The sequence below is a fragment of the Ruegeria sp. CDSA221 genome (genome assembly GCF_059611825.1).
The window spans coordinates 1-26,274 of the sequence record NZ_JBXWPK010000010.1 but is presented as its reverse complement, the minus strand read 5'-3'; the positions used below and the strand labels follow the sequence as shown (position 1 = coordinate 26,274).

27 protein-coding genes are annotated in these 26,274 nt (G+C 56.3%); 15 read left to right on the top strand and 12 right to left on the bottom strand.

The window, feature by feature from the left end:
- Window positions 1-9 precede the first annotated feature (9 nt).
- The 4 genes from AC2FJ5_RS14985 (at window position 10) to AC2FJ5_RS14970 (ending at window position 3,357) form a co-directional block, all read left to right on the top strand.
- Entirely contained in the window at window positions 10-477 is a 468-nt protein-coding gene (locus AC2FJ5_RS14985; RefSeq protein ID WP_281973609.1) for a c-type cytochrome, read from the top strand.
- Window positions 478-571: 94 nt separating this feature from the next.
- Window positions 572-1,399: a c-type cytochrome gene (locus AC2FJ5_RS14980; protein WP_496793835.1), complete on the top strand. Its 828-nt coding sequence runs from the start codon at window positions 572-574 to the stop codon at window positions 1,397-1,399.
- Between the two features lie 227 nt (window positions 1,400-1,626).
- Complete coding sequence (locus tag AC2FJ5_RS14975; protein ID WP_496793834.1) at window positions 1,627-2,445, top strand: cation diffusion facilitator family transporter; 819 nt, start codon at window positions 1,627-1,629, stop codon at window positions 2,443-2,445.
- Between the two features lie 159 nt (window positions 2,446-2,604).
- The gene (locus tag AC2FJ5_RS14970) at window positions 2,605-3,357 is read left to right on the top strand and encodes a hypothetical protein (RefSeq protein WP_246097202.1); all 753 of its coding nucleotides are present in this window, start codon (window positions 2,605-2,607) and stop codon (window positions 3,355-3,357) included.
- Between the two features lie 74 nt (window positions 3,358-3,431).
- On the opposite strand, the gene AC2FJ5_RS14965 is transcribed toward AC2FJ5_RS14970, so the two are convergent.
- The 3 genes from AC2FJ5_RS14965 to AC2FJ5_RS14955 form a co-directional block, all read right to left on the bottom strand.
- A complete protein-coding gene (locus tag AC2FJ5_RS14965) occupies window positions 3,432-4,079 on the bottom strand; it encodes a response regulator (RefSeq protein ID WP_496793832.1) in 648 nt (215 codons plus the stop codon).
- A complete protein-coding gene (locus AC2FJ5_RS14960; protein ID WP_496793831.1) occupies window positions 4,076-5,479 on the bottom strand; it encodes a sensor histidine kinase in 1,404 nt (467 codons plus the stop codon). The genes AC2FJ5_RS14965 and AC2FJ5_RS14960 overlap by 4 nt, the downstream gene beginning before the upstream one ends.
- A gap of 103 nt (window positions 5,480-5,582) precedes the next feature.
- Complete coding sequence (locus AC2FJ5_RS14955; RefSeq protein WP_281973603.1) at window positions 5,583-5,981, bottom strand: MerR family transcriptional regulator; 399 nt, start codon at window positions 5,979-5,981, stop codon at window positions 5,583-5,585.
- 99 nt (window positions 5,982-6,080) lie between these two features.
- Here AC2FJ5_RS14955 and AC2FJ5_RS14950 point away from each other — a divergent pair, with 99 nt between their 5' ends.
- Entirely contained in the window at window positions 6,081-6,404 is a 324-nt protein-coding gene (locus AC2FJ5_RS14950; protein WP_142635987.1) for a hypothetical protein, read from the top strand.
- Between the two features lie 4 nt (window positions 6,405-6,408).
- Window positions 6,409-6,627, top strand: a complete 219-nt coding sequence (locus tag AC2FJ5_RS14945) for a GDCCVxC domain-containing (seleno)protein (protein WP_496690570.1) — start codon at window positions 6,409-6,411, stop codon at window positions 6,625-6,627.
- A gap of 365 nt (window positions 6,628-6,992) precedes the next feature.
- Here AC2FJ5_RS14945 and AC2FJ5_RS14940 read toward each other — a convergent pair whose 3' ends face one another.
- The 5 genes from AC2FJ5_RS14940 to AC2FJ5_RS14920 all read right to left on the bottom strand — a co-directional run bounded on the left by AC2FJ5_RS14940 (window position 6,993) and on the right by AC2FJ5_RS14920 (window position 11,670).
- Window positions 6,993-7,820, bottom strand: coding sequence for an alpha/beta hydrolase (locus AC2FJ5_RS14940; RefSeq protein WP_496793830.1), 828 nt, complete (start codon window positions 7,818-7,820; stop codon window positions 6,993-6,995).
- 3 nt (window positions 7,821-7,823) lie between these two features.
- Complete coding sequence (locus AC2FJ5_RS14935; RefSeq protein ID WP_496703115.1) at window positions 7,824-8,705, bottom strand: tryptophan 2,3-dioxygenase; 882 nt, start codon at window positions 8,703-8,705, stop codon at window positions 7,824-7,826.
- Window positions 8,706-8,768: 63 nt separating this feature from the next.
- A complete protein-coding gene (tdh, locus tag AC2FJ5_RS14930; protein ID WP_496689895.1) occupies window positions 8,769-9,797 on the bottom strand; it encodes an L-threonine 3-dehydrogenase in 1,029 nt (342 codons plus the stop codon).
- 14 nt (window positions 9,798-9,811) lie between these two features.
- A complete protein-coding gene (locus AC2FJ5_RS14925) occupies window positions 9,812-10,996 on the bottom strand; it encodes a glycine C-acetyltransferase (RefSeq protein WP_496707504.1) in 1,185 nt (394 codons plus the stop codon).
- A gap of 110 nt (window positions 10,997-11,106) precedes the next feature.
- Window positions 11,107-11,670, bottom strand: a complete 564-nt coding sequence (locus AC2FJ5_RS14920; RefSeq protein WP_271950762.1) for a helix-turn-helix domain-containing protein — start codon at window positions 11,668-11,670, stop codon at window positions 11,107-11,109.
- A gap of 118 nt (window positions 11,671-11,788) precedes the next feature.
- On the opposite strand from AC2FJ5_RS14920, the gene AC2FJ5_RS14915 reads away from it, so the two are divergent.
- The gene (locus tag AC2FJ5_RS14915) at window positions 11,789-12,964 is read left to right on the top strand and encodes an acetyl-CoA C-acyltransferase family protein (protein ID WP_496707506.1); all 1,176 of its coding nucleotides are present in this window, start codon (window positions 11,789-11,791) and stop codon (window positions 12,962-12,964) included.
- Between the two features lie 98 nt (window positions 12,965-13,062).
- Here the strand turns inward: AC2FJ5_RS14915 and ubiB are convergent, their stop codons facing one another.
- Together ubiB and ubiE are read right to left on the bottom strand one after the other, a co-directional pair.
- Window positions 13,063-14,592 (bottom strand): 2-polyprenylphenol 6-hydroxylase, encoded by a 1,530-nt coding sequence (gene ubiB, locus AC2FJ5_RS14910; RefSeq protein WP_282022492.1) that lies wholly within the window; start codon window positions 14,590-14,592, stop codon window positions 13,063-13,065.
- On the bottom strand, window positions 14,592-15,344 hold the full coding sequence (gene ubiE, locus AC2FJ5_RS14905) for a bifunctional demethylmenaquinone methyltransferase/2-methoxy-6-polyprenyl-1,4-benzoquinol methylase UbiE (RefSeq protein WP_496689847.1): 753 nt from the start codon (window positions 15,342-15,344) through the stop codon (window positions 14,592-14,594). The genes ubiB and ubiE overlap by 1 nt, the downstream gene beginning before the upstream one ends.
- An 86-nt stretch (window positions 15,345-15,430) precedes the next feature.
- Here ubiE and mutM point away from each other — a divergent pair, with 86 nt between their 5' ends.
- The 6 genes from mutM to recF all read left to right on the top strand — a co-directional run bounded on the left by mutM (window position 15,431) and on the right by recF (window position 22,032).
- Window positions 15,431-16,282 (top strand): bifunctional DNA-formamidopyrimidine glycosylase/DNA-(apurinic or apyrimidinic site) lyase, encoded by an 852-nt coding sequence (gene mutM, locus AC2FJ5_RS14900; RefSeq protein ID WP_496793828.1) that lies wholly within the window; start codon window positions 15,431-15,433, stop codon window positions 16,280-16,282.
- A 65-nt stretch (window positions 16,283-16,347) separates the two neighbouring features.
- A complete protein-coding gene (gene acuK / locus AC2FJ5_RS14895; protein ID WP_142638228.1) occupies window positions 16,348-17,124 on the top strand; it encodes an acryloyl-CoA hydratase in 777 nt (258 codons plus the stop codon).
- A 227-nt stretch (window positions 17,125-17,351) separates the two neighbouring features.
- Window positions 17,352-17,615: a 30S ribosomal protein S20 gene (rpsT, locus tag AC2FJ5_RS14890; protein WP_281973595.1), complete on the top strand. Its 264-nt coding sequence runs from the start codon at window positions 17,352-17,354 to the stop codon at window positions 17,613-17,615.
- A 549-nt stretch (window positions 17,616-18,164) separates the two neighbouring features.
- On the top strand, window positions 18,165-19,550 hold the full coding sequence (gene dnaA, locus AC2FJ5_RS14885) for a chromosomal replication initiator protein DnaA (protein WP_496793827.1): 1,386 nt from the start codon (window positions 18,165-18,167) through the stop codon (window positions 19,548-19,550).
- A gap of 226 nt (window positions 19,551-19,776) precedes the next feature.
- Window positions 19,777-20,898, top strand: coding sequence for a DNA polymerase III subunit beta (gene dnaN / locus AC2FJ5_RS14880; protein WP_496793826.1), 1,122 nt, complete (start codon window positions 19,777-19,779; stop codon window positions 20,896-20,898).
- 39 nt (window positions 20,899-20,937) lie between these two features.
- The gene (gene recF, locus AC2FJ5_RS14875) at window positions 20,938-22,032 is read left to right on the top strand and encodes a DNA replication/repair protein RecF (RefSeq protein WP_496793824.1); all 1,095 of its coding nucleotides are present in this window, start codon (window positions 20,938-20,940) and stop codon (window positions 22,030-22,032) included.
- On the opposite strand, the gene AC2FJ5_RS14870 is transcribed toward recF, so the two are convergent.
- Window positions 22,029-22,595 carry a carboxymuconolactone decarboxylase family protein gene (locus tag AC2FJ5_RS14870; RefSeq protein ID WP_496793822.1) on the bottom strand — a complete coding sequence of 189 codons (567 nt, stop codon included), beginning with the start codon at window positions 22,593-22,595 and terminating at the stop codon, window positions 22,029-22,031. The two genes, recF and AC2FJ5_RS14870, sit on opposite strands and share 4 nt — an antisense overlap.
- Before the next feature lie 99 nt (window positions 22,596-22,694).
- Here AC2FJ5_RS14870 and AC2FJ5_RS14865 point away from each other — a divergent pair, with 99 nt between their 5' ends.
- Window positions 22,695-23,267, top strand: coding sequence for a TetR/AcrR family transcriptional regulator (locus AC2FJ5_RS14865; protein ID WP_496793821.1), 573 nt, complete (start codon window positions 22,695-22,697; stop codon window positions 23,265-23,267).
- 101 nt (window positions 23,268-23,368) lie between these two features.
- A complete protein-coding gene (gene gyrB, locus AC2FJ5_RS14860; RefSeq protein ID WP_271950736.1) occupies window positions 23,369-25,786 on the top strand; it encodes a DNA topoisomerase (ATP-hydrolyzing) subunit B in 2,418 nt (805 codons plus the stop codon).
- Window positions 25,787-25,897: 111 nt separating this feature from the next.
- Here the strand turns inward: gyrB and AC2FJ5_RS14855 are convergent, their stop codons facing one another.
- The gene (locus tag AC2FJ5_RS14855; protein WP_496692744.1) at window positions 25,898-26,188 is read right to left on the bottom strand and encodes an HNH endonuclease; all 291 of its coding nucleotides are present in this window, start codon (window positions 26,186-26,188) and stop codon (window positions 25,898-25,900) included.
- Window positions 26,189-26,274: the final 86 nt, after the last annotated feature.

Sequence of the window (26,274 nt, the reverse complement as noted above, 5' to 3'; positions counted from 1 at the left end):
AGAGACATCATGATGAAGAAGTTCTCAATTTTGGCGGCAGGCATTTTGTCTGTAGCGGCCATTGGCGCAGCCATCGCCCATGAAAGCGAAAATCCGGCTGTGAAAGCTCGGACCTCAATCATGCAGCTCTATTCCTTCAATCTTGGTACACTTGGCGGCATGGCCAAAGGCGAGGTGGGCTATGATGCCGAGGCCGCAACACGGGCTGCAAACAACCTTGTTGTACTAACGCAGATCGACCAATCCGCGATGTGGCCCGCAGGATCCGACAATGTATCCGATCCGTCCACCCGAGCGCTGCCTGCGATCTGGGAAAACTTCGCTGACGTTGGTGCGAAAGGGCAGGCTATGGCAGATGCCGCTGTTGCGATGCAGGCTGCGGCAGGGCAAGATGTTGATGCCCTGAAAGCGGCTATGGGCGATTTGGGTGGAAGCTGTTCGGCATGTCACAAAGCGTACAGAGCGCCAAAAGACTAATTGGTAGATAGCTGTGAAGCGGTTTTTCCTTTTCACCGCTTTCGTTGCACTCTTGGTTGGGTTGGCAGGTTTGGTGCTGACCCGACCACAAAGAATGGATCAATCTAAACTCGACGGTTTGCATCCGGATCTCACCAGAGGCGAAATCGTGTTCCACGCCTCAGGATGCGCATCCTGTCATTCAGCGCCGGATGCGGTTGGTGAGGACAAGCTCATGCTCTCCGGTGGTCGCCGGTTTGAGACGGAATTCGGCACGTTCATTGCCCCCAACATTTCCAGTGACCCAGAAGTTGGTATTGGGTCCTGGTCTGCCCTGGATCTGGCCAATGCCTTGATCCATGGGACCGGACCCGAAGGGCAGCACTATTTTCCAGCGTTTCCCTATACATCTTACGCCAACATTACGGCCGAAGACGTTATTTCGCTCCTTGCATTCCTCAGAACCCTGCCAGCGTCCAAAGCCGAAAGCGTTTCTCATGAAGTCGGTTTTCCTTTCAATATTCGTCGTGGATTGGGGGGATGGAAACTGTTGTTCATGACACCAGGCTGGGTAGTCGAAGGTGATTTGACCGACCAACAAAGACATGGCAGGTATTTAGTGGAGGCGTTGGGTCACTGCGCCGAATGCCATACGCCGCGAAATGGCTTAGGTGGTCTGAAACGAGACCTTTGGCTGATAGGTGCACCAAATCCAAACGGGAAGGGTCGCGTCCCGGGCCTTACCTCAGACCAGCTTGATTGGTCCGAGGCCGACATTTCCGAGTACCTCAAATCTGGCTTTACACCGGACTATGACAGCGCTGGAGGTGAGATGGTGGAGGTCATCGAGAACACATCTCGCCTCACCGATGAGGACCGTTTGGCGATTGCCGCCTATCTCAAGGCGGTTCCTGTTTCGTCGGCGGTGCTTCCATCAGAGTAACAGTCGTTTGGCGCCATGCAGGGGGACCAGATGCTGTCGTCGATCGCCGGTAGGAAGCCGCAGGGCCTATTCCCTTTTCACCAACCACCTGTTTTACGTTTTGAACGTCGGAGCTCAGCAATACCCCGAGATTCTGTTCATGATTGATTGAGGGTTGTGGTCAAATGAAACAAATAATCGCTCTTTAATCCATTCCAATATCCATTGCGGTACTGGCTCTGAAACTGTTGGCTTGGTGGCTGACAGGCTCGGTGGCGTTGTTGTCGGACGCAATGGAATCTACCGTGAATGTCGTTGCGGCGTTGCTGGCACACTTTGCGGTTCGGGTTGCCAATAAACCCCCTGATGAAAACCAACCCTTTTGTCACAAAAAAGCTGGGTATCTTTCCGCTGTCGTCGAGGGCGTATTGATTGTTCTGGCGGCGTTCTTGATCATCAGAGAAGCTGTACTGGCACACCCAAACCCGCATCTTGAGGATGCGCCTCTTTTTGGAATCGCCGTCAGTGTCATTGCAACGGGCGTGAATGGCGCATGGGCTTACCTATTGCTCAAAATCGGCAGTCGCGAGGGTTCGCCTGCATTGGAGGCGAGCTCCCGGCACATTTTCACAGATGTCATGACCTCAGTTGGTGTCATCGCAGGTCTGATACTTGCACTTGTCGCCGGCTGGCTGATCCTCGATCCGATCCTGGCAATTCTTGTTGCACTGAACATCTTGTGGGAGGGCTGGAAAGTTATGCGGGCGTCTGTCGATGGACTAATTGATGTGACCCTTTCGGATCATGACTTGCAGACCGTTACTAATGCAATCGAAGCAAATCTCGGCGCAGCCTTGGAGTACCACGACCTCAAAGGGCGTAGATCCGCAAACGTCATCTTTGTGGAGTTTCATCTTGTTGTGGACGGCACAATGCCAGTCAGCGCGGCGCATGGTATATGCTATGACATCGAGGAAGAATTGGATCGTTTGTATCCGGGTTCTGTCTTTGTCATTCACCTCGAACCTGATGACGAGCTGAAGGGTGACCGGGTTAGTTCCCGCTAAACTGGTCACATGGCTCAGCAAAAACTCTATTGGTTTGACTGATCTGACTAAGACGTTCGGCTTGAAATTCGTCAGACCTAAGCCCGATGTGGGGAAGCCGAACCAGAAGTAACCTGCCTCCAACGTCACGAAGCGTGATGCTCAAAATTGGAGGCGAAAATGAAAATTCAAAGAAAGCTGGGTCAACTTCTTAGTACCGCGGCGTTGGCTTCGTTGATCGCGGCAACACCTTATGTGCCAGCGTTTGATGCCGATGGTCGCCTACATTTTGAACCATCATATGCCTTTGCCAAGAGCGGCAGGGGAAGCGACGGGGATGGTCGCGATGATGATCGGGATGACGACAGAGATGATGACCGCGACGACGACCGGGATGATGATCGTGACGACAATTCGGGATCAGGCAAAGGTGGTCGCGACGATGATGATGACGATGACGACTCCAAACGCTCCAATAAGGGCAGCGGAAAGAAGGATCGGTCTCAAGCAGGTGGTAAACCCTTGGGTTCGGCCGGTGTAACAAAGGTCGAAACAAACGCTAACGGCATTGAAGTGCGTTACGCCGACGGAACCAAGGAGGAGATCGAAAACGGGCGGTATGAGAGAAAGAATGCTCAGAACCGAACTGTTGAGGAGCGCCCTGCGACCGGTGCTGACGTCTCAAGGCTTCGGTCTTTGGCGAATGGTATCTCAATCGACAACGTGCTCTCTTCTGGGCAAGGCGGCACTGCTGGAAGTCGACCTACGAAAATTGAACGCCAGGGCAACAATATCGAAGTGAACTATGCCAATGGTTGGAAAGAGGAGATCGAGTTTGGGCGCTACGAGCTGAAAGATCCGTACAACCGGACTGTTGTTGAGAGAAACGCAACGGCTTCCGATCGCCGAAGGTTGCAGTCGGTTGCCAACTGAGCTGCAACTCCAGTAGATAACCCGTTGGTGGATTCTTGTAGAGGGGGCCGCCATCTTCGTACTAGAGACCGCTGTTAGTCTCCCTTGTTCCAAACATCATGGGCAATGAGCGCGGCCTCTACCCGGTTTCGCGCGTGAAGCTTGGACAGTATTGCCGTCATGTAGTGCTTCACGGTCTTTTCCTGAAGGTCTAACTCGTCAGCGATTTCACGATTACTCAGTCCTTTGGCTACACGTCGAAGTATTTCTTCCTCACGATGCGTAAGGTCATCGAGAATGCTGCTGTTCTTAGAGGTGCCGGTGTTAGCGTTGATTTGAAGCAGTACCCGCGAGGCCAAGCCCGGAGAAACGAACCCTTCACCTGCGGCGATGCTGCTTAAGGAAGCGGTCAATTCGCTCGCGGTTACTCCCTTCACGATGTACCCTATCGCGCCCGCCTCCAACGCGTCCGCGACGTCGCTGCTGTTCTCTGAGACCGTCAAGATTGCAATGAAAGGCGGATTTGCTATTGCCGCAATTTTACGTGTTGCGCTTATCCCGCCACCGGGCATCGAGAGGTCAAGAATGGCTATGTCCGGCTGATGCATGACGACCAGCGATACTGCATCTTCAGCGCTGGACCCGGCAGCCAAAACTTCAAAACCATCAGCTTCATCCAGCGTGCGTTGCAAACCATCCCTGAATATCGGGTGATCATCAGCTATTACGACAGATGTAGTCATGATGTGCCTAACTTTCTGGGAAAGAGTGTCATAGAAACGGTGGTGCCCTCACCCGGTCTCGATGCGACTTCGAACCTGCCGCCAATACTCTCGACCCGATCCCGCAAGCCCATAAGCCCTTGGCCACCATCGTCTCGCAACGCGGTTTCTTCTGACCTGTCAAAACCAGGCCCGTCGTCTTTGACCTTTATAACTATGCGGTCGTTCTGCGCCTCAGAGATAACGGTGCACTTGGAAGCTGGAGCATATCTCGCGGCATTGGAAAGCGTCTCCTGAAGGAACCGAAAAACGCACAGCTTGTCGGACAATGACAACTCTGGGGCCTGGCTACCCAAAAGTGAAATATCCGGTCGCAACGGGCTGTGTTCGACGTGATCCTCTACGGCTCTCTTCACAACATCGACGAGTGACAAGCTGTCGATATCTGGCGCAGAAAGCCCTCGCGATATTGCACGAATTTCAACCAGAGATTTTTGCAAAGACTGCTGAATTTCCTCTGCCTCTTTAGAACTTTCGGACTCTTTGGAAAACGCCGCCTCCAGTCTAAGGGCGGCGAGCGACAGATATTGCGCAGGACCATCATGTAGCTCGGCACCGAGATTTTTGAGGAACCGATCTGTTTGCGTGGCATATCTTTCTGACGCATCTACTACACGCGACCGCAGCCGGGCATTCTGCTCGGCCATCCTCTCACTTTCTGTCAGGCGCTGTTTAAGAAGAGCCCCCTGTCGTCGAATAGTTTTGTCGCCAATTGCGACAATGGAATACAGAACAATAGTACTTGCCAGAAATGCGGAACCGACGACCAACCAACTTGTTCGCCTGGCCTTGGCTAAATCTAACTCAAGCTGATCAGCTCTTTCGTAGAACTCCGCAACTGCGATGATTTCGCCGGACCAAAGTTCGCGGATGGGGCTGTAAACTTCAAGTAGTGGTATCCCCAAAGCCGCCTCGGCGGCGCTCTCGGCATGATCAAGCTCTTTGAAAGAGCCGGAGATGTCACCGCTCCACGCCCGCCTTAAGTCATCCGTTGGATTGAAACGGTTTCCAATGATGTCTGTATCAGAGGCATGTACAATCACACCGCCTTGCTTCCAGAATTTGTAGGAGACAATGCGGTCACGCATTGGCTGGGTCATGAAAATCTCGTCCAGCGCCAGGCTCGCCTGCTCAGAAAGATGGTTGCCATGTGCCAATTCCTGGCTGAGCGGGGATACTACGCTTTCCATATATAGCGCAGCGGAATTGGCGGAGTTTTGCACGACTGCGTTCTGGATTCGATTTGACACCCAGACCCCGACGATTGCGGTAGCAGTACCCATCACGAAAATGCTGGCCGCAAGAAAGACTCGCGACAGCGACCAATTGCCAATCGTCAGGTCAGTTACTTTCGCTCTCATCGTGAAATCGACTATGAACTACAATCTGTTATCGCACCACAGACCTTGGTCTGACGTGATCTGGCTAAATCTCAGATCCTGCGCTTCCGTCCAGTGGCCAGAGTCAGATATCGTCCATCGTTCTCAGTCTTTGCAGCATCGGGCATTGAACGTTTCCGCTATCACAATTGGCCGTAAGCTCACTCAAGGCGTGCTCCAGGCGTCTGAGCTCACTAATCTTGCTTTGAACGCTGGCAATGTGTGCCTCGGCCAGTTCTTTCACTGATCGGCAGTCTTCGGCACTTCCTTCTGACAGCTCCAAAAGCGCCTTTGCGTCAGATAGAGGAAACCCCAGGTCACGGCACTTCTTCAAAAATCGAAGTCTTCCAACATCGCTTGCCGAATAGAGGCGACGATTGTTCAGAGCTCGTGCGGGTCTTGGTACGATACCTTCGCGTTCGTAATAGCGGATAGTTTCTATGCCGACCCCGCATTGCCGGGAAGCCTCGCCTATCGCAATCATGTGAAGTGCCTCCACTTGATCCTGTAGTTACTACAGGAGTTATACGCATTGAATGCTAGTGCCTCAACACAATCAAATCGCCTACCCAGGGAGCGAAAGATGAAAAAATATTTGACCCTCAGCCACCTGGGATCGGTTTCCGCTCTGGGGGTCGCGACATGCTGTGTTCTTCCAATGGCTATGATGTTGCTCGGCTTGGGTGGCAGTTGGTTGGCGATATTCGGAAAAATAGCGGCAGCAAGCTACTATGTTCTCGCCATCTCAACAGTGCTGGTCGCAGTTTCGTGGTTCGTAGCGCATCGAAACGGGACGTTGGCAAATCTGAAATGGTGGCTTGTCGGAAACACGGCGACTACCGCGTTGGCATGGGTCATCGTGTTCAATGAGGCTCAAATCAACGATTATCTAATCATGCAGATGTGAGACAATGACAAAACAAACTGTGGTGCTGGATAGCACTTTGACCTGCCCTCGGTGTGGGCACGTTGAAACCGAGAAAATGCCAACTGACTCGTGCCAGTGGTTTTATGAATGCAAATCATGCAAGGCAGTCTTGAAACCGTTAGAAGGCGATTGCTGTGTTTTTTGTTCCTACGCAACTGTCCCGTGCCCGCCAATTCAGTCAGGTGACTGCTGTTGTGGATAAGCGGGCCGCAACCGCAACATCCGAGAAAGGTTTTGATTGTCCGCATTGGCTCGTCGGCCAAAGTTTGCAAAGTCTGGTTTCTGCGCATCGCGACCATCAAACTCGCACAACTCTGCGCCATGGCTAACGGTAGCAAAGTCCGCGTCTCGCGAATTGCCTGACAAAACCTCGCTGCGCCCGGCACCAATAGCCGCTCTTTACGCCGCACTGCCGTGTTCAAGATGATGCCCGCGCAGCAATAAAATCAAATTCACAGATTGGGGCTCAAATCGGACACTTGCGGTACCGCCACAAATGCAGGGATATGGCGACTTGCTCAGTGCATGACGCAAAGGTCAGAATATTCTATCGCCCAACACCTATGATTACCGAGGAGCCGGCAGGAACGTGCTTGCGTGCATGATGATGTCGAAATGCTGCATCCCTTTCTGCAGATCAAAACTGACAGAATGCCCGCCTTTACGCAGCAATTCCGCATAGTCCCGGCTTTGACGAATGAATTCGGGTGTGTCGCGCTCGGCGACGGTTACATGGTAACGCGGACCGGGGGCGGGCAGGTGCAGGATGGGTGAGAGATCGTGTATCTCGACCGGGGTCAGTTGCAGCGGGTCATTCACCGGCGTCAGGCTGATCGGTTCAAGATCATAGACGCCGCTGATCAGAATCACCTCTCGTACCCGCAAGCCGGCGCGGGCTAGCGCATCGGCTGAAGTCGCCATCATCATGGCTGCCAGATGTGCCCCGGCGCTGTGCCCCGACAAGGTGATCTGCGCCGGATCGAACCCAAGGGCCGTCGCCTGTGATCCCAGCCAAAGCAGGGCATCGCGGCACTCTTTGATCATCTGATCCAGTCGGGCCTCAGGTGCGAGCTTATAGTTCAGCGTTGCAAAGGCTTGCCCGTTTTCCACCAGTGTAGGGGCCATCATCGCCGACTCACGCTGACTGAGCGCCTGCCAGTAACCTCCGTGAATAAAGACATGCAGCGGAGCGTTGGCCGTCGACGCAGGAAAGAAGTCGAGCACCTGTTCAGATGTTTCGCCGAAGGGCAGGTTTTCCCGGCATTCCATCCGGGCGCGGTTCTGCGCACTCAGCGCGGCGTAGCTTTCAAGATAGGGTGTCAGATCGCCGCCAACCATCGAACTGGGAGAATACTCCTGCTCCAGCTCTGTCTGAGTGAAACCACGATACAGCATCGCCTACCCCTGCCCGCTATACATCAATTCGGTGCGCACATCGTAGAGATCGTGAAAGAACCGCAAGTCCAGCGCTTTGCGCAGGAACGACACACCGCTGGACCCGCCTGTACCTGGCTGGTTGCCAATAACTCTCTCGACCGCAGTGACATGGTCAAACCGCCAGCGCTGAAACAGAGATTCAACGTCCATCAGCTTTTCGGCCAGCGCATAGAGGTCCCAATACTGATCGGTATTGTGAAACACCTGCGCCCAGATTTTCACCACGCGCGGGTCGCCGGAATAGGGTTGTGCAAAGTCACGGTTCAGCAGGTCATCAGGCACGTCAAACCCTTGCCGGGCCAGCATGTGCAGCACTTCGTCGTAAAGCGAAGGCTTGGTCAATGCGGCTTCCAATAATTCCATGACTTCGGGATCATGCTGATGAACCTTCAGGGTCGAGGCATCCTTGTTGCCCAGAATGAATTCAATCTGACGATAGCCATAGCTTTGAAATCCCGAGGAGCTGCCAAGTGCTTGCCTAAAGGTCATGTAATCGGCGGGGGTCATGGTCAGAAGCGTTTCCCACGCGGAAATCAACTGCCGCTGGATTGCTTTGACCCGGTCGAGATTCTTCATTGCCGGGCCAAATTCGTCCTCTTGCAGAAAGCGGCGCACTTCGACCAGCTGGTGATGCATCAGCTTCAGCCACAGCTCGCTGACCTGATGGATGATGATGAACAGCATCTCATCTGGTTGCGCGGGATCCTGAAACGTCTTTTGCAGATTCAGTAGGGTTTTGAGCTGCAGGAAATCGCCATAGCTCTTGCGGTGGGTTTCGGCGAAATCCGTGACCAGAGTGTCCTCGATCCCGCGTTCAAGATACCGGTTGTCCTTGTCGCTCATCTGCGCCTCCAAACACCTGAGTTCCCTCCTGTTTAGGGGGTGAAGCCGTTTAACGCCAGAGGGTTAGGTCCAATCCAGAACAACCTTGCCGGATCGACCTGATTTCATCTCGCCAAAGCCCTTGGCGAATTCATCAACCTTGAAACGGTGCGTGATCACTCGGCTGACATCCAAGCCGTTTTGTAACATGGCAATCATCTTATACCAGGTCTCGAACATCTCGCGCCCATAGACACCTTTGATGGTGATGGCCTTGAATACGATGCGGGACCAGTCCACGGGGGATTTTCCAGGTGGGATGCCCAGCAGAGCGATCTTGCCGCCCATCACCAGTGCCTCGACCATCTGGTCCAGTGCAATTTGTGAACCTGACATCTCTAGCCCGACGTCAAAACCTTGCTGCATGCCCAGTTCGGCGATCACGTCCTGCAAATCTTCCTTGGTCACATCGACAGGGCGCAATGTTGGCACAACATGCGCAGCCAGCGTCAAGCGGTCCGGATTGATATCGGTGATCACCACATGCCGCGCGCCTGCATGGCGGGCCACGGCGGCGGCCATGATGCCGATGGGGCCTGCACCGGTGATCAGCACATCCTCACCCAGCAGATCAAAGCTGAGTGCAGTGTGCACGGCATTCCCCAACGGGTCGAGAATGGCTCCGATTTCGTCGGGAATGTCATCGGGCAAAGGCACCACGTTGAAGGCAGGTAGTTTCAGGTATTGCGCAAAGGCACCCTGTTCGTTGACGCCGATTCCGCGCGTGCCGGGATCCAGATGGAACTTGCCAGCGCGGCTTTGGCGGCTGTCGGTTGTGATCAGGTGCCCCTCGCCGGAGCAGCGCTGGCCGATCTCAAGCCCGGTCACGTTGCGCCCGATCTCAACGATTTCACCGGCAAATTCATGGCCGGTGATCATCGGGGTGGGCACCGTGGCAGCGGCCCAGTCGTCCCAGTTCCAGATGTGGATATCGGTGCCGCAGATGCCGGTCTTGTTGATGCGGATCAGCACTTCATCAGGGCCGATCTCGGGCACCGGGGCCTGCACCATCCACAGCCCCTCCTCGGGTTTGGATTTTTCCAGCGCTTTCATCGTATTGGGTCGCATCAGATAATCCCCAGCTCTTTGCCGACCTTGCCAAAGGCGGCCAGCGCACGGTCCAGCTCATCCTTTGTCAGCGTCGCATTCATCTGCGTTCTGATCCGTGCCTTACCGCGCGGGACGACGGGGAAGAAAAAACCCGAAACATAAACGCCTTCGTCAAACAGCTTTGCGGCCATGTCCTGCGCCAGTTGTGCTTCGCCCAGCATTACCGGGATGATCGGGTGTTCGCCCGGTAGAAGGTCAAAACCCAACTTTTCCAATCCCGCGCGCCAATACTTGGCGTTGCCGAACAGTTGCGCGCGCAGCATGTCGCCCTCTTCGACCAGACGGATGGCTTCGATCCCGGCAGCAACGATTGAAGGCGGCAGCGAATTTGAGAACAGATAGGGCCGCGCCCGCTGCCGCAGCAGGTCGATCACTGGCTGCGGCCCGGCGATATAACCGCCGATTGCCCCCCCAAGTGCCTTGCCCAAGGTTCCCGTCAGAATATCCACAGCGACACCGAAATGATCCGGTGTACCGGCCCCGTTCGGACCCATGAATCCGGTGGCATGGCAGTCATCGACCATGACAATGGCGTCATATTTGTCCGCCAGTTCGCCGATTTTCGGCAAGTTAGCCAGATAGCCATCCATCGAAAACACACCGTCTGTCGCGATCATGATGTGACGCGCGCCGTCCTCGCGCGCCTGCTTCAGCCAGGCCTCCAGATCGTTCATGTCGTTGTTCAGATAACGATAACGTTTGGCCTTGCACAACCGTACCCCGTCGATGATTGAGGCATGGTTCAGACTGTCCGAGATGATGGCATCTTCAGGCCCTAACAAAGGCTCAAACAGCCCTCCATTGGCATCAAAACAGGCGGCAAACAGGATCGCATCGTCCTTATTCAGGAATTGTGCCAGCTTCTGTTCCAGCTCACGGTGAATGTCCTGTGTGCCACAAATAAACCGGACCGAGGCCATGCCGAACCCTTTGGGCTCCATCGCGTCTTTGGCGGCGGCGATCAGTGCCGGATGATCGGCCAGACCCAGATAATTGTTGGCGCACAGATTGATGACCTGCCTGTCGCCCACAGTAATTTCGCCGCCCTGGGGCGAGGTGATCATTCGTTCACGCTTGTACAGACCCTCCGCTTCGATCTGCACGAGGGTGTCGGTGACATGGGACAGGAATGCATCTGACATGGCGATCTCCGTTCAACTGAGTCGCATGTCTAACATAACGGATGAAATTCCCAAATAGGGGAATTACAGTATGAAGGAAAAAATTCCGTAAAGGCGGAAATGCGCCGGTGTCAGGCGTTTTTGACGATCAGGAACACCCTTGCTGGCTTCTTGGCAGTAATTGAGTGCAGAACGTCGGCCGCGTATCGCGCGGTGTCGCCCTGGTTCAGTTCGCTGACGGCACTGCCCGAGGTGACGCGCACCGCACCTTCAAGTACCGTCAACTGTTCATGCGCGCCGCGGGCGTGTGGTTGGCTGTTCAGCGCACCATCACTGTCAAAGCGGATATCGTAGACCTCGTGGCCACCGGCCTCTTCGGGCGGGGAGAGGATGCGGATGCGGCAATTCTGGCCCATATTGTCGATGCTGGGCACTTCGTCGCTGCGCAGGGTTTCGATCTGATCGGCGTTATTGGCCTCTTCCAGCAGGCCAGCGAAGTCCACCTGCAGGGCGCGGGTCAGGTTCCACAGGGTCGAGATCGTCGGGCTGCTTTCACCGCGTTCGATCTGGCTGACCATAGATCGGGACACGCCGCTGAGATTGGCCACAGCTTCCAGCGACAGGCCTTTGGCGCGGCGGGCCTCTTTCAGGCGGGCGGGCAGGCGCGTCAGGATATCGTCTGAATTTTCCGTCATGACGGAATCTCATGCGCGTTTGGTGGCCTCATGTCAATTCCGCTTGTGACGGTACGTCCTATGGGACAGTTCCAATGGCTGGATGCATAGTGCCCGCAAATCCACGAGGAGAAGAGACATGAAAGATATCGTCATTCTTGATGGTGCGCGCACCGCGATTGGCACATTTGGTGGCGCCTTGGCTTCAACTGCGCCGATTGATCTGGCGACCGTTGTGACTGAAGCGGCGATGGAGCGATCTGGAGTTGCGCCCGAGCAAATCGGCAATGTGGTGTTCGGTCATGTCATTAATACCGAACCACGCGACATGTACCTGTCACGCGCCGCGGCCAAGCAGGCCGGTATCCCCGTTGAAACGCCCGCGATGAACGTAAACCGTCTGTGCGGGTCCGGTGCGCAGGCGATTGTGTCGGCGGTACAGTCCCTGATGCTGGGCGACGCCGAATTCGCTGTGGCTGGTGGCGCCGAAAGCATGTCGCGGAGTCCGTATATCGTGCCACAGGCGCGCTGGGGAGCGAAGATGGGCGATGTCACCTCGATGGATATGATGCTGGGCGCGTTGAACTGCCCGTTTGGCACTGGCCACATGGGCATTACGGCGGAAAACGTTGCTGATGAGCACCAGATCACACGTGAGCAGATGGATGAATTCGCGATGGCCAGCCAAACCCGTGCGGCGGCTGCGCTGGAGGCGGGGTATTTCCAAAGCCAGATCACGCCGGTTCAGGTCAAGGTCAAGCGCGACATGGTCGATTTTGTGGTCGACGAGCATCCCAAACAGACATCCGCCGAAGCGCTGGCCGGGCTGCGTCCTGCCTTCCGCAAGGATGGCCGGGTGACGGCAGGCAACGCGTCGGGCATCAACGATGGTGCGGCGGCGATGGTACTGGCCACGGCGGAGGCGGCCGAAAAGGCCGGCTTGAAACCCAAGGCACGCATTCTGGGCTATGGCCACGCAGGCGTACGCCCCGAGGTGATGGGCATTGGTCCGGTTCCTGCGGTGCAAAACCTGATGGCGCGGACGGGCCTGACGCTGGGTGATTTCGATGTGATCGAAAGCAACGAAGCCTTTGCCGCGCAAGCGTTGGCCGTGAACAAAGAGCTGGGCTTGGATGCCGCCAAGGTAAACCCGAATGGCGGGGCGATTGCGCTGGGCCATCCGGTGGGTGCAACCGGTGCGATTATAACGCTGAAAGCCCTGTATGAGCTGGAGCGCACGGGCGGGTCCAAGGGTTTGGTCACCATGTGCATCGGTGGCGGTCAGGGCATTGCCATCGCCTTTGAGCTGCTCTGAAACCGAACCAAGCAGGGGGGCTGTCTGCCCCCCATCGCACCTATGGCGCAATTCCCCCCGAAGGTATTTTTGGCCAGATGAAGCGGGCGGGATTGGGTTTAGCTGAAGCTTGTCAGCAATAGGACGAGGGCCGCGCCGGTAGCGGCACCAATGGTGGCGGGCAAGGCAACGGACCATAGGCGCGACCGGGTCGGCTCATCCTTTTGGGTTTGGGAAATCAATGCGTTTTCTACCAGTGCTGGAAGCCGCGGACCAAACCGGGCAAGAACCATTGCTGTTTTGCCAAGATCGCGAAGTGCGGCGCGGGGGCCGATGGATTGTTTGATGTAGTCTTCGACCACGGGCCGGGCGACTTCCCAGATGTTCATTTGTGGGTCGAGTGAGCGCGCGACGCCTTCGACCACGACCATTGTACGCTGAAGCAGGATCAGCTCGGTCCGGGTTTCCATGCCGAAGCGTTCAGTGACTTCGAACAGATAGCTGAGCAACCGTCCCATTGAGATATGGGTGGCGTTCATTCCAAAGATCGGCTCTCCAACCGCGCGCAAGGCACGGGCAAATTCGTCGACATCCTGGTTGGCGGGGACATATCCGGCCTCGAAATGAACCTCGGCCACGCGCTTGTAGTCGCGGCGGATAAAGCCAAAGAGAATCTCGGCATAGACCCGGCGCGTGTATTCGTCGATATGGCCCATGATGCCATAGTCATAGGCAATGATATCGCTATTTGCCGCGACCTTCAGGTTACCCTGGTGCATGTCAGCGTGGAAATAGCCGTCGCGCAGAGCGTGGAGAAGGAACAGGCGCAGCACGCGTTCGGCCAGATCGCGGCGGTCATGACCGGCTGCATCCAGTGCACCATTGTCGCCCAGCGGGATGCCATCTGCCCAGCTGAGTGTCATTACCCGACGCGCCGACAGGGACCAGACCACGGGGGGCAACCAGAATCCGGCATCGTCCTTGGTGTTAGCGGCATATTCCGAGGCAGCCGAGCTTTCCAGACGCAAGTCCAGTTCGCCACGCACGACGCCGTCGAAATGTTCGATCACTTCCATCGGGCGCAGGCGGCGCGCGCCGGGGGCGAAGAGTTGCACGATTCGGGCAGCGAAATAGAACGCATCAACATCCTTGCGGAAGGCACGTTCGATCCCCGGCCGCAAAACCTTGACGGCGACATCCTCGCCTGTGCTGACCAACTTGGCCTTATGGACCTGGGCGATTGAGGCGGCCGCAATCGGTTCGCTAAACTCATCGAATATCTCGACGACGGGTTGACCAAGCTCTTTCTCGACCTCGGCCATGGCCTCGGCCTTGGAGAACGGGGGCAGTTTGTCCTGCAGCACGCGTAGCTGTTCTGCCAGTTCGTCTCCAACCACGTCGGGCCGCGTGGACAGAACCTGACCGAATTTTATGTAGGCAGGTCCCAGGGCGGTGAGGGCACGGGTGGCTGGGGGCATCGACGGATCGCCTTTGTAACCCAGCCATTGAAAGGGTTTGCCCAGGGTGTGGGCCAGAACTCGCAGGGCACGTGGTGCTTCGAACGCGTCCAGAACGACATTCATGGCACCTGTCCGCTCCAGCGTCGCGCCGGTCCGGATCAAGCGGATGATATTGTGAGGGCCGCGCATCAGATTTTCCAGCCGGAATGCAGTGCGGCAATGCCCATGGTCAGGTTACGGTATTTCGCGTTGTCGAACCCGGCGGTGCGGACCATGTTCAGGAAAGTATCCTGATCCGGGAAATTACGGATCGATTCGACCAGATACTGATAGCTGTCAAAATCATTGGCGATCAGTTTCCCCATGCGCGGGATGACATTGAAACTATAGAGGTCATAGAGTTTCTGCAGCCCGTCATTGGGCAACTGGCTGAATTCCAAAACCATCAGGCGGCCGCCGGGTTTCAATACGCGGTAGGCCTCGTTCAATGCCTCTTGCGGGCGAGTCACGTTTCGGATGCCGAAGGAGATCGTGTAGACGTCAAAGGTGTTATCCTCGAACGGCAGGGCCATCGCATCGCCCACCACCCAATTCAGACTGTCTGACATCTGATCCGCCTCGGCCCGCTGTCGGCCTTCGATCAGCATCGGCTCGGTCAGGTCCAGAACGGTGGCATGGCCACGGCCTGCGCGTTTCAGGAACCGGAACGAGATATCGCCGGTACCGCCCGCCACATCCAGCAGGCGCTGACCGGGGCGTGGGGCCAGCCAGTCCATCATTGCGTCTTTCCAGATCCGGTGAATGCCCATCGACATGACATCGTTCATCACATCGTATTTTGAGGCGACCGAGTTGAACACGCCCTGCACGCGCCCGGCCTTGTCGGCCTCGCGCACGGTTTCGAACCCGAAATGAGTGGTCTTGTCGCTGTTGTCGGACATTTGCCTTGCCGTTTGTCGAATTTCGCCTCTGTTATAGGGCCATAAGAACCGGGCACAATGCGGCCCTTTGGAATAGGAGCCAGGAAATGCCCGAATTGCCCGAGGTCGAGACAGTAAGACGCGGCCTGTCCCCGGCGATGGAAGGTATCGTGATCGAACAGGCGGATGTAAATCGCCCCGATTTGCGCTGGCCGTTTCCTGACCGGATGGCCGAACGGCTGACCGGCCAGCGGGTCGATCGGTTGCGGCGGCGGTCCAAGTACATTCTAGCTGATCTTAGCAGTGGCGAAACGCTACTGATTCATCTGGGCATGTCCGGGCGGATGACGGTCTCGGGTGATCCGCTGGGCCAATTTGCGCATACCCATCCCATGCCCGAGAAACATGACCATGTGGTGTTCCACATGGCCAATGGTGCCCGGATCACCTTCAATGACCCACGTCGGTTTGGTGCGATGGACCTGCTACCTACGGCAACCGCCGAGCATCATAAGCTGTTATCGGTCCTGGGACCGGAGCCTTTGGGCAATGATTTTCATGAACAGCATCTAATCGAAGCGTTCAAAGGCAAGAACACACCGGTCAAATCAGCGCTGTTGGATCAGGGAATCGTTGCAGGACTGGGCAATATCTACGTCTGCGAAGCGCTGTATCGGGGTCGAGTGTCGCCACGTCGCAAAGCGGGACAGATTTCTTCTACCCGCGTTGCCGCGTTGGTTCCGATCATCCGTCAAGTGCTACAGGAAGCGATCGAGGCAGGTGGATCGTCGCTGCGGGATTTCCGGCAAGCCGATGGAGAACTTGGATATTTTCAACACAGCTTTGATGTCTACGGGCGCGAGGGTGCGCCCTGCCGGACAGGGGGTTGCGGGGCAGAAATCAAGAGAATCACCCAGTCCGGTCGCTCATCCTTCTATTGTGTGCAATGCCAAAGATAGCTTGATCCAAGTTTTTCGCGTGGTAAGGAATCGTACCTGAACGGAACAACCGGAAGCTCTAACTCATGGCTTTTGAGACGATCATCGTCGAAATCGAAGACCACGTCGCCCTCATCAAACTCAACCGCCCCGATGCGATGAATGCGCTGAACACTCAGTTGCTGGGTGAATTGTGCACCGCGTTGGAAGAGGCGGATGGAAACGACAAGGTACGCTGCGTCGTCATCACCGGCTCGGACAAGGCCTTTGCCGCAGGTGCGGACATCAAGGAAATGTCCGAGATGAGCTTTGTTGACGTCTTCACTGTCAACCTGTTTGCCGAGGCCAACGATCGTATCTCGGCCATCCGCAAACCTATCATTGCAGCAGTTGCGGGTTATGCGCTGGGCGGTGGCTGTGAATTGGCGATGCTGTGCGATTTCATCATTGCCGCCGATACTGCCAAGTTTGGCCAGCCTGAAATCAATCTGGGCGTTATTGCAGGGCTGGGCGGCAGCCAACGTCTGACCCGGTTCGTCGGCAAGTCAAAATCGATGGACATGAATCTGACCGGTCGCTTCATGGACGCGGAAGAGGCTGAACGTTCTGGTCTTGTCAGCCGGATTGTACCGGCCAAGAAGTTGATCGAAGAAGCCATTGGCGTGGCCCAGAAAATTGCCGAGAAATCGCAACTGTCGACCATGGCGGCAAAAGAGGCGGTCAACCGCAGCTATGAAGTGCCGTTGAGCGAAGGTATGTTGTTCGAGCGCCGGGTGTTCCATTCGATGTTCGCCACCGAGGACCAGAAAGAAGGCATGGCAGCCTTTCTGGAAAAACGCTCGGCTCAGTTCCGGGACAAGTAAACCGGCCACGAAATATGTATCGAACAGGCGGGCTGAGCCCGCCTTTTTCTTGCCCGCGGTTCAGCAGTGAAGAATCGGCTTGGCAAAGCCTGAAAACTTGGCTATGCACCGCCGCTATACATGCGCGTGCGGCCCGCTTGGCCCGACTCACACTCGTGATTCTGATCCGGTGCGGATATCCGCGGCGCGCATTCTACATAACCGTACCGAACAAAGGTCAGAGACACATGGCAAATTCGCCCCAGGCAAAAAAACGCGCTCGTCAAAACGAAAAGCGTTTCGCCGTTAACAAAGCGCGTCGTTCGCGTATCCGCACCTATCTGCGCAAAGTAGAAGAAGCAATCGCATCCGGTGACAAGGACGCAGCAACTGCTGCTCTGCGCGCAGCTCAGCCCGAACTGATGCGCGGCGTCACAAAGGGCGTCTTCCACAAGAACACAGCCTCCCGCAAAATGTCCCGTCTGTCGGCCCGCGTTAAATCGCTGGGCTGAGTCTTTATGTGACCTAGGGTCACGTAAGCATGGCTGAACTATTCCGAAGGGCGTCGCATATCGCGGCGCCCTTTTGCTGTTGCCAGAATACCGCGTCTTCACGTTGCCGAGAGATTCTTTCGCACAAAGACCCGAGTCAATATCAGAGTTTCGTTGCCGCAGACGTCGGCCTCTTGTTACCACTGATACAGCGATTCACTCGCTTGGGGGGACAGGCTGTTCCTACGATTGTACTGACGGGCATCAGAGCGGTCGAGGAACGAATGTTGGCATCCGGATAAACCGGTTTGCTGATCTGCTGAGGGTCTTGGGGTAACCGAGGGTCCGAGCCCTGTCTAAAGATAAGATTGCGAAGCGCAGGCCGCTTTTCGGGATATTCAGGTGCTGGATGTCACGAGTTTGGATTGTGCTGACTTTCAGGGACAAACCCGCCAAACTTCTGCGGTTTGGCGCAGGGTATCCTTTTGCGAGTGACATCGTGATCCGGGCGACCGGGGCTTAGTAATAAGGCCGACAGGCCAATAAAGAATGGGATGCGTGAGGCGCTTAATGACACAAGAGAAATGGGGACTACTGCGTAACAAACTGCTCAAGGCGATCGGAAAGAACAACTATACCACCTGGATCGAACCTCTTGAATTCCAAGAGCTGCAGGACGGTGTAGCGGTGTTCTCGGTTCCGACGAACTTTATGGGCAATTATGTGAGCCAGAATTTTGCGGATCTTATCCTGTATGAGATGAACACCGCCGGAGAATCTGTACAGCGCCTTGCGTTCCGAGTGGCAGCGAACTCTCCGGTACGTCCTTCGAACGACGTGGCAACTGCGCCTGCACGCGTTCAGGAAGCGCATACGCCGACTTTATCCGCGACCGCGAATGATGCGTTGGAATCCCTGCAGGCGGCGCCGTTGGATTCTCGTTTCACGTTTGACAGCTTTGTGGTCGGCAAGCCCAACGAGCTGGCCCATGCCGCCGCGCGTCGTGTGTCCGAAGGTGGCCCCGTGACTTTTAACCCGCTGGTTCTGTATGGCGGTGTCGGCTTGGGTAAAACCCACCTGATGCATGCCATCGCCTGGGAACTAAAGACCAAACATCCCGAATTGAATGTTCTGTACCTGTCGGCGGAACAGTTCATGTACCGCTTTGTGCAGGCGCTTCGGGAACGCCGGATGATGGACTTCAAACACCTGTTCCGTTCGGTCGATGTGCTGATGGTTGATGACGTCCAGTTTATCGCTGGAAAGGATTCGACTCAGGAAGAGTTCTTTCACACCTTCAACGCGCTGGTAGACCAGAACAAACAGATCATCATCTCGGCCGACCGCGCCCCGGGCGAGATCAAGGACCTGGAGGACCGTGTGAAATCACGCCTGCAATGTGGTCTGGTCGTCGATCTGCATCCCACTGATTACGAACTGCGTCTGGGCATCCTGCAAACCAAGGTTCAGCAATACAGCCGCACCTATCCTGACGTGACTATCGTAGATGGTGTGCTGGAATTCCTGGCCCATCGCATCTCGACCAATGTGCGTGTTTTGGAAGGGGCCTTGACCCGGCTGTTTGCCTTTGCCTCGCTTGTCGGGCGCGAGATCGACATGGAGCTGACGCAGGATTGCCTGGCGGACGTGCTACGCGCGTCAGAACGCAAGATTACCGTCGAAGAGATTCAGCGCAAAGTGTCAGAATATTACAATATCCGCCTTAGCGACATTATAGGCCCCAAGCGTTTGCGCTCCTATGCGCGCCCGCGTCAGGTGGCGATGTATCTGTGCAAACAGCTGACCAGCCGCTCTTTGCCCGAGATTGGCCGTCGGTTTGGCGGACGCGATCACACCACGGTCATGCATGGCGTCAAACGCATCGAAGAACTGAAGACAACCGATGGCCAAATCGCCGAAGACGTGGAAATGCTGCGTCGCGCGCTGGAAGCCTGAGTATCTTCTAGGCATTAACAGGCGCCCCGGATCCTGATAGCCGGGGCGTTTTTTTGTGCGCAATAGTCCACGGTTGGCTATGAACTGTGACCGCAGGGTCACGCGCCTCTTGACCCTGCGGGCAAACCGACTCAGAAATCCATAAAAAATCCTTGTGCCTCAGGGCGGAGGCGCTAACGTGCCAGTCCCGCCCATTTTCGGCACGCAAGTCAGAGGAATTAAGGGTATGAAGATCAGCATCGAACGCGGCACCCTTCTCAAGGCCGTTTCCCAGGCCCAATCCGTCGTCGAACGACGCAACACGATCCCTATACTTGCTAATGTTCTGATCGAGGCCGAAGGCGATCAGGCCATGTTCCGCGCCACCGATCTGGATATCGAAGTGGTCGACAAGGCCCCTGCGCAGGTGGAAAAGGCCGGCGCCACCACGGTTGCCGCCACAACCCTGCACGAGATCGTGCGCAAGCTGCCCGATGGCGCGCTGGTCACCCTGACCGCCGACAGTGCGGCAGGTCGTCTGACGGTTGAAGCCGGGCGATCGAACTTCTCTCTGGCGACTCTGCCGAAAGAAGATTTTCCAGTTATGGCCTCATCGGAATACCAGTCGAACTTTACGGCTTCGGCAGCATTGCTGCGCCGTTTGTTCGACAAATCGAAATTCGCCATCTCAACCGAAGAGACGCGGTACTATCTGAATGGCGTCTATATGCATGTTTCAGATGGCTCCGAAGGCGGCAAGGTGCTGCGCTGTGTGGCCACCGATGGTCACCGTCTGGCGCGCATTGACGCAGACCTTCCGGATGGGGCTACGGACATGCCCGGCGTGATCGTGCCGCGCAAAACCGTGGGTGAGATGCGCAAGCTGTTGGACGATGACGAGATGGATATCGCCGTTTCCGTCAGCGAAACCAAGGTGCGTTTCGCAACGCCGGATATCACGCTGACCTCGAAGGTGATCGACGGCACATTCCCCGACTACACACGGGTCATCCCGCAGGGCAATACGCGGCAACTGGAAGTGGATGCGGCTGAGTTTGCGCAGGCCGTCGACCGGGTTGCGACGGTCTCGTCGGAACGTTCGCGCGCGGTCAAGCTACAGCTGGACACGGATAAGTTGGTTCTTTCGGTCAATGCCCCGGACAGCGGTGCCGCCGAAGAAGAGCTGGCCGTCGCATATTCAGATGAACGGCTCGAGATCGGTTTCAACGCAAAATACCTGCTGGAAATTGCTTCTCAGGTAGATCGCGAAAACGCGGTGTTCCTGTTCAACTCCGCTGGTGATCCGACCCTGATGCGCGAAGGCAATGACCTGAGCGCGGTCTATGTGGTCATGCCGATGCGTGTCTGATCGGCTTTGGGGGCTGATCGCTGAGGAAAGAGAGGGGTCATGACCTTGGCCCTGACCGAACTGACGGTCTCGCATTTTCGCTCTCACAAACTGGCGCGTTTGTCGCTGGATGGCCGTCCGGTTGCCATTCACGGACCTAACGGCGCGGGTAAGACCAATATCCTTGAAGCTGTTTCGATGTTTTCACCCGGCCGCGGCATGCGGCGGGCCAGTGCAGCCGAGATGACGCGTCGGCCCGAGGCGCTGGGCTGGAAGCTGTCCGGTCTGCTGCAAGCGCAGGGCCAGAGCTATGAGATCGAGACTTGGTCCGAAGCTGGCGCAGCGCGGCAGGTTCGGATAGATGGCAAATCCGCCAGTCAGATCGATCTGGGCAAGCTGGCGCGGGTCGTCTGGCTTATCCCGTCGATGGACCGGCTGTGGATTGAAGGCGCCGAGGGGCGGCGGCGGTTTCTGGATCGCATCGCGCTCAGCTTTGATCCTGCCCACGCCGAAGCCTCACTGATTTATGAAAAATCCATGCGCGAACGCAACCGGCTGCTGAAAGAACAGGTGCGCGATGCCCATTGGTACGCCGCGCTCGAGGGGCAGATGGCCGAAACCGGGCATCGCATCCATGTGGCGCGCATGGCCGCTCTGGATCATCTGCGCACAGCACAGGATCAGGCCGAAACGGGTTTTCCATCGGCTGATCTTGAGCTGGTTCAAACCGAAGGTGCCATGCCGGAAACGGCGGCTGATCTGCGTGAGGCGCTGAATGAAAGCCGCTTTCGCGATCTGGCGGCGGGGCGGACGCTGGTCGGGCCGCACCGGTCGGATCTGTATGGCGTCTTTGCCGCCAAAGGTGTTCCGGCCAAGGATTGCTCGACCGGTGAGCAAAAGGCGCTGCTGGTCTCGCTGATCCTGTCCAACGCGCGCGCTTTGGCCGGGATGATCGGGGCACCGCCGATTGTGTTGCTGGATGAGGTTGCCGCCCATCTGGATGCCGGGCGCCGCGCCGCGCTCTATGATGAGATTTGCGCGCTGGGCGCTCAGGCCTGGATGACGGGCACCGGGCCTGAACTGTTTGCGGAATTGGGGGACCGGGCCCAGACCCTGGTTGTCACCGAAGGCGATGAGGGCTCGGTCGTCGATTAGGCCGGTTCGCTGACCTTACGTTCCCACAAGAAGCCGCGCATTACTTCGTCAACTGGGGTCTGTGCCATGTGGTTGACGTAGTTCGACATGGTTTTCTGCGCCAGGCCCAGCACCACGTCCAACACGGCGCGGTGCGAATAACCAGCGTCAAAGAATGCTTGCAGCTGCGCCTCGGTGGGATTGCCACGGGTCTGCATCATCTGCAGCGTAAATGTCCGCAGAGCCTCGAGCTTGGCATTGGGCAGCGCGGTTTCGTTGCGCAAGGCATCAGTGATGTCATCCGACACCTTCATCATCTTGGCGATGCCGGTATGGGCCGGCACGCAATAGTGGCACTCGTTCTCGACATTGATGGTCTGCCAGACGACGGTTTTTTCGTCATTGTCGAAATCGGTCTGCATGAAGAGACCGTGAAGAACCTGATAGCCTTCCAGATGCTGCGGGCTTTCGGCCATCACCTTATGCAGGCCGGGCAGGCGGCCAAAGGCGGCCTGAGATTTTTCCAGCAAAGGTTTGGATGCTTCGGGCGCGGTGGTCAGGTCGTGGGATGGGAAATCGGCCATTTGGGTGCTCCATTTTTTGATGTCTGAGTCGGAAATAGTCTTTCTTGAGCGATCACTCAAGTATATATTTGAGTGACCGTTCAAGAATTGGTGATGTCGATGCCCCGCAAACCTGCCTATGACCGAGACGCGCTGATCGCGCAGGCCCGCGACATATTCTGGCGCCACGGCTGGGCCGGCACGTCGTTGAAGGATCTGGAGCGTGAGCTGAAGTTGAAGCCAGGCAGTTTCTATGCGGCCTTTGGGTCGAAAGACGCGCTTTATGCGCTGGCGCTGGAACGTTACACGCAGGATGGTGTAGCGCGGCTGACAGCGCTGGCAGAAGACATCGGGCCGCTGGCCGCGTTAAAGACGCAGCCGCAGATTGTGATCGATTCCAGCCAAACGCCGGTGCAGGCCTGTATGCTCGCCAAGACCTTTGCCGAATTGCAGGCAAGGGATCACCAGCTAGCGCAGAAAGCCAGCCGGCATATGGCTGAGATGAAGCAATGTTTTGCAACGCTGTTTAGGCAGGCGCAACAGGCCCGAGAGATCGGTCCTGACCACGATCCAGAGCGGCTTGCGGCGCGCTATCAATCCGACCTGTTGGGCCTGCGATTGTCCGCTGAACGCAGCGACGTCAACGCCAAGGAAATCGCCGCAGATATCGCCGCAGACCTCGATCAGCTTTGATCGGCTGAAAATCCAAACTCTGGCACAAAATATTGGGGGATCGCGTGACATTCCCCACCAGAGAACGTATAAGTTACCAAAATAATATAGGTACTAACGGCATGTCCGAAGACGCACAGGCACCGCAGGAATACGGCGCGGATTCAATCAAGGTTCTCAAAGGCTTAGAGGCAGTTCGAAAGCGCCCAGGCATGTATATCGGCGACACCGATGACGGCTCGGGTCTGCACCATATGGTGTATGAGGTTGTCGACAACGGAATTGACGAAGCTCTGGCCGGTCATGCCGACCATGTGACAGTGAAAATTCACGCCGATTCCAGCGTCTCAGTCAGCGACAACGGTCGCGGGATTCCGGTGGATATCCATCCCGAAGAAGGCGTGTCCGCCGCCGAGGTCATCATGACCCAGCTGCATGCGGGCGGTAAGTTCGACAGCAACTCGTACAAAGTGTCTGGTGGTCTGCACGGCGTGGGCGTTTCGGTTGTGAATGCGCTGTCCAACTGGTTGGAACTGCGCGTCTGGCGCAAGGGCAAAGAACATGTCGCACGGTTCGAAGGGGGCGAAACCGTCGAGCATCTGAAAGTGGTCGGTGAATGTGGTGACCGTACGGGGACCGAGGTGCGCTTTCTGGCCTCGACTGATACGTTCTCGAACCTCGAATACTCGTTCGAGACGCTGGAAAAGCGCCTGCGCGAGCTTGCCTTCCTGAATTCGGGTGTGCGGATCATCCTGGTCGACGAACGCCCCGCAGAACGGCTGGAAACCGAGCTGTTTTATGAGGGCGGCGTGAAGGAATTCGTCAAATACCTCGACCGGTCAAAGTCGTCTGCCATGCCCGAGCCGATCTATATCAAGGGTGAGCGGGACGATATCGGTGTCGAAATCGCGATGTGGTGGAATGACAGCTATCACGAGTCAGTTCTTCCCTTTACCAACAACATCCCTCAGCGCGATGGCGGCACTCATATTGCGGGTTTCCGGGGTGCGCTGACCCGCACGATCAACAACTATGCCCAATCTAGCGGCATTGCGAAAAGGGAAAAGGTCAGCTTTACGGGCGATGACGCGCGCGAGGGCCTAACCTGCGTGTTGTCGGTCAAAGTACCGGATCCAAAGTTTTCCTCACAGACCAAAGACAAGCTGGTCAGTTCCGAGGTCCGCCCGGCTGTCGAAGGAATGGTGAACGAGAAGCTGGCTGAATGGTTTGAAGAAAACCCAAATGAAGCCAAAATCATCGTCGGCAAAATCATCGAGGCTGCTCTGGCCCGTGAAGCCGCACGAAAAGCCCGTGAACTGACCCGCCGCAAAACGGCGATGGATGTGAACTATCTGGCCGGCAAGCTGAAGGATTGTTCCGAGAAGGACCCGTCAAAGACCGAAGTTTTCCTGGTCGAGGGGGACTCGGCTGGCGGCTCGGCTCAGACAGGTCGGGATCGTTTGACACAGGCCGTGTTGCCGCTGCGTGGGAAAATCCTGAACGTGGAGCGTGCACGGTTCGACCGGATGCTGTCGAGCCAGGAAATCGGTAATCTGGTAATGGCGCTGGGCACGGGCATTGGCCGCGATGAGTTCAATATCGAAAAGCTGCGCTACCACAAGATCGTTATCATGACGGATGCGGATGTGGATGGCGCACATATCCGGACGCTGTTGTTGACCTTCTTCTTCCGGCAGATGCCAGAGCTGATCGAGGGCGGATACCTGTATATCGCGCAGCCGCCGCTTTATAAGGTCGCGCGCGGTAAGTCCGAGGTGTATCTGAAAGATCAGGCGGCACTGGATGACTACCTGATCAATCAGGGCGTCGAGGGTGCGGTGCTGAAACTGGGTTCGGGCGAGGAATTGACCGGCCAGGACTTGGCGCGCGTGGTTGACGAAGCGCGCCAGCTGAAACGCGTTCTGGATGCATTCCCGACGCACTATCCGCGCCACATTTTGGAACAGGCCGCCGTGGCCGGTGCCTTTGTCCCCGGTGCGGTTGATGCCGATCTGCAAGGCGTGGCCGACAAGGTCGCAGCCCGTCTTGACCTGATTGCATTGGAATACGAACGTGGCTGGCAGGGTCGGATCACGCAGGATCACGGCATCCGCCTGGCTCGTATCCTGCGCGGCGTTGAAGAGGTGCGTACGCTGGACGGCCCGATGCTGCGCTCGGGCGAAGCGCGCAAGACCGGCAGTTTTACCCAAAGCCTGCAGGAGATCTATAACACATCCGCAACCCTGATCCGCCGCGACCGGTCGCAGGCCATCCACGGTCCGCTGGACCTGTTGCGTGCCATTCTGGAAGAGGGTGAAAAGGGCTTGTCCCTGCAGCGCTATAAGGGACTGGGCGAGATGAACCCAGATCAGTTGTGGGAAACCACGTTGGACCCGGATGCAAGGACGCTGTTGCAGGTACGGGTGAATGATATGCTCGAAGCTGATGATCTGTTTACTAAATTGATGGGTGATGTCGTGGAACCGCGCCGTGAATTCATACAGAAAAATGCTCTGAGCGTCGAAAATCTGGACTTCTGAATTTTTGTAGGGGCGCGCACAAACCTTCACGCACCCCATAAGTTTGCACGATTTGCTCATAAGCCTGCATTGTTTCGCGATAATGTTGCAGAGAAAAGTGAGCAAATCGCCTTACGCGGGTGCCGAAGGATAGATTTCAGCTTCTCCAGGATTGAACACCTGATCGCGATGCCAGATCAGGTTCTCCTTGTGCCCAGCAGTTAGACTAGAGATCCGCTTGGAATGTCCGGACAACGAGCTCAATGCCGGCGCGGACAATTTACTCGAAAACCTAGGCGTCCCATCGTCCTTGAAAGTCACCAGACCCTTGTCGAATGCTGCGTCCCATAATGCTGACAGCAAAATTCCGTTGTGGACGTCCAACCGCTCAGCATCAGTTTCGCAGTCTTTCCACGGCTTAATGTGTGAGGCTCTAGGTCATGTTGACAAATGGCGGATCTAGAGGCGGATTGAAGTGATATCCACGAAGCCGAGGAAGCTTTCGGCTG